Origin of the sequence: Streptomyces sp. ICN903 (assembly GCF_022015835.1) — a bacterium.
Lineage (GTDB): Bacteria > Actinomycetota > Actinomycetes > Streptomycetales > Streptomycetaceae > Streptomyces > Streptomyces fenghuangensis.
Genome location: NZ_JAKMAY010000473.1, coordinates 1 through 2855, shown reverse-complemented (window position 1 = coordinate 2855; position 2855 = coordinate 1). Strand labels below are relative to the sequence as shown.

General features: G+C 74.1%; 3 protein-coding genes. All 3 read right to left on the bottom strand.

All coding sequences use genetic code 11. The features are described from left to right. Nucleotides 1–86: 86 nt before the first annotated feature. Nucleotides 87–758, bottom strand: coding sequence for an O-methyltransferase (locus L7D48_RS27855; RefSeq protein WP_237883721.1), 672 nt, complete (start codon nt 756–758; stop codon nt 87–89). A 33-nt stretch (nt 759–791) separates the two neighbouring features. After that, nucleotides 792–1646: an HAD family hydrolase gene (locus tag L7D48_RS27850; protein WP_237883719.1), complete on the bottom strand. Its 855-nt coding sequence runs from the start codon at nt 1644–1646 to the stop codon at nt 792–794. Next, the coding region (locus L7D48_RS27845; RefSeq protein ID WP_237883717.1) for a cysteine protease StiP family protein at nt 1643–2855 on the bottom strand (1213 nt) is incomplete at its 5' end. The genes L7D48_RS27850 and L7D48_RS27845, both read right to left, overlap by 4 nt.

Genomic DNA, 2855 nt, shown 5'->3' with positions numbered 1-2855 from the left:
GGGGCGGAGGGTGCTGCGGGGGCGGCTGCTGCGGCTGACGAGAACAGCCGGCGGAAGCAGTCGGCAAAGCTGCCGCCGGGCGCGGGCTACCGCCTGCGCGCGATGGTCACGCCGTCGGCGACCGTCAGCATGATCGACTCCATCCGGTCGTCAGCAAAGACATGGTCGTTGAAGGCCCGGATCGCGGCGGCGTTGCCGGTGGCGTCCGGGTCGGCGACCTCGCCGTGGTAGAGCACGTTGTCCGCGACGATCAGTCCGCCCGGCCGCATCCGCGGCACCAGCTCCTCCCAGTAGGCGATGTAGTTGTCCTTGTCGGCGTCGAGGTAGACGAAGTCGATCTCCGGCTCGGCGGGCAGAGCGCGCAGCGTGTCCAGGGCGGGGGCCAGGCGCAGGTCGATGCGGTCCGCGACGCCCGCCCTGGCCCATGCCTCGCGCCCCAGGGCCGTCCACTCCTGCGAGATGTCGCAGGCGATGAGTGTGCCGTCCTCGGGCAGGGCCTGGGCCATGGCGAGGGCGGAGAAGCCGGTGAAGGTGCCGACCTCCACGATGCGGCGGGCACCGGTCAGCCGTACCAGGAAGGCCAGCATCGGGCCCTGTTCCTGGGCGGACTGCAGTCCGGCCCGGTCGGGGAAGCGTGCGCGCGTGGTCTCCACCAGGTCGCGCAGGACGGGGTCGAGCGGCGGGTTGTGGTCGAGCACGTACCCGTACAGCTCGGCGGTCTGAAGGGGGCGCTTGTCGCGGGGTGCCGGTGTGGTCATGTCCGCATCCTCGCTCAGGCCCGTCGTCCTCGCTCAGTCCCGCCCGGTGTGCGTGAGGAATTCCCGCAGTACGCGCTCCCCGGCAGCGACTCCGCGTTCGGGCAGGGCGGTGATGTGCGGGGCGGTCCAGCCCAGGTCGGCCAGCTCCCCGTGGCCGGGCCGCCAGCCGGTGTCGGCGGCCAGCAGCAGGTCGGCGTCGAGGAGGGAGTCGCCGGCGGCCAGGACGTGCTCGGCGCCGGTGCGCCGGGCGACCTCGGCCACGGCGGCGCTCTTGGTGAGCGGGCGCGGCACTGCGTAGAGCTTGCGGCCCTGGAGGGAGACCGTCCAGCCGCGCGGCCCGGCCCAGTCGGCCAGTTCCTTCACCCAGGTGCCGGGCAGCTTCTCGCGGTCGACGACGAGGTAGGCGAACAGCTCCTCGGCGACGCGCTCCTTGAGCAGCCAGCCGGGGTCGGCGGCTTTCACCATGCGGGCGCGCACCTGCGCCAGCGGTGCGCAGTCGGTGTCCAGGGCGCGCCGCACCCGGGCGTGCCAGGCGGGGTCGGACTCGCCGTCCACCATCAGGTGGCCGCCGTTGGCGCAGATCGCGTAGCGCGGGGGCGGGCCCGGCAGGTGGATGCGCCCGTACTGCTCGCGGGTGCGGGTGGTGGTGGGGACGAAGACGGACCGGTCCGCGAGTTCGCTCAGCAGGGCGGCGGCGGTCTCGGTGAGGTACGACAGGGGTTTGGACTGGTAGACCTCCACGCACAGCAGGCGCGGGGCCCGGTCGTCGGGCATGGTCAGGCCCAGGGCGGCGGCGGAGTAGATGAGGGTGCGGTCCAGGTCGCTGGCGACCAGGACCGTGCGGCGCTCCGGGGCCGTGCGTACCGTGTCGGCCGCCGGGCGGCTCATCGGGCGGCCTTTCCGTCGGCGCCGGTGGCGCCGCGCGTGTAGCGGGGGTGGATGAGGCCGACGCAGGAGTAAGGCAGGTTGTCGGTCTCCTCGACGGGCACGCCGCGCTGCTCGGCGAGCAGCCGGATGTGGTCCAGGTCGGCGCCCGCGCCGCGCCGGGCCAGTACGCGCCAGGGAACGCGGCGCAGCAGCACCCGGGTGGTCTCGCCGACGCCGGGCTTGACGAGGTTGACGTCCCCGATGCCGTACTCCTCGCTGATGCGCTCCACCGCCCTCCAGCCGGCCCAGGTGGGGGCGCGGTCGGCGGTGAGCAGTCGCGCGACGTCCGCGGCCACGTCGTCGCGTACGGCGTCGAAGCGGCTCGCGACGGTGTCCAGGAAGAGGTTGGAGACGTCCCCTCCGGCCAGCTCGCGGTAGTACTTGGCCCCGTGGAAGTCGTCCGGCCCGACGAGGTCGGCGCGCAGCACGGTGCGCGAGACGAGGCCGGAGACGGTGGAGTTGAGGCAGGCGGAGGGGATGAGGAAGTCCTCGCGGGTGCCGTAGGTACGCACGCAGCCGCCGGGATCGGCCAGAACGGCGAGTTCGGGGTCGAAGCCGGGGAAGGGGCGCAGGGCGTCGGCGAGTTCGCGGGTGATGGCGCCCTTGCCGGTCCATCCGTCGACGAAGACCACGTCGGCCGGGTCGTGGTGGGCGGCGAGCCAGCGCAGGGCGGTGGTGTCGATGCCCCGGCCGCGGACGATGGAGACGGCGTAGTGGGGTATGTCCAGGCCGTGCGCGTGCCGGGCCCAGCGGCGCATCAGCACCCCGACGGGCGTGCCGGCGCGCGCGAGGGAGGCCAGCACGATGCCCTTCCCGCGACCGCCCCGACCGCCGTCCCGACCGCTGTCCCGGCCTGCCGTGCCGTCCCGGCCGCCCCGCTCGGCGAGCAGGGTGTCGGTGACCGCGCCGACGGCGCGGGCGATCCGGTCGGCGGAGGCCTCCAGCGCCTGGTGGAACAGCCGCTGGTACTCCCGGCTGGGCTGGTACTCCACCGGCAGCGACTCGGCGTAGTGCGCTCCGCCGGACTGGATGGCCTCCTCGCGCTCCTCGGTGGGCGCCTCCAGGGTGACGTCGGAGAGGTCCTGGAGCAGCCAGCCGACGTCCTCGGGGGCGTAGGAGGAGAAGTGCGGGCCGCGCAGCGGTGCGGGCAGGGGCCGGTGGGAGGGGACG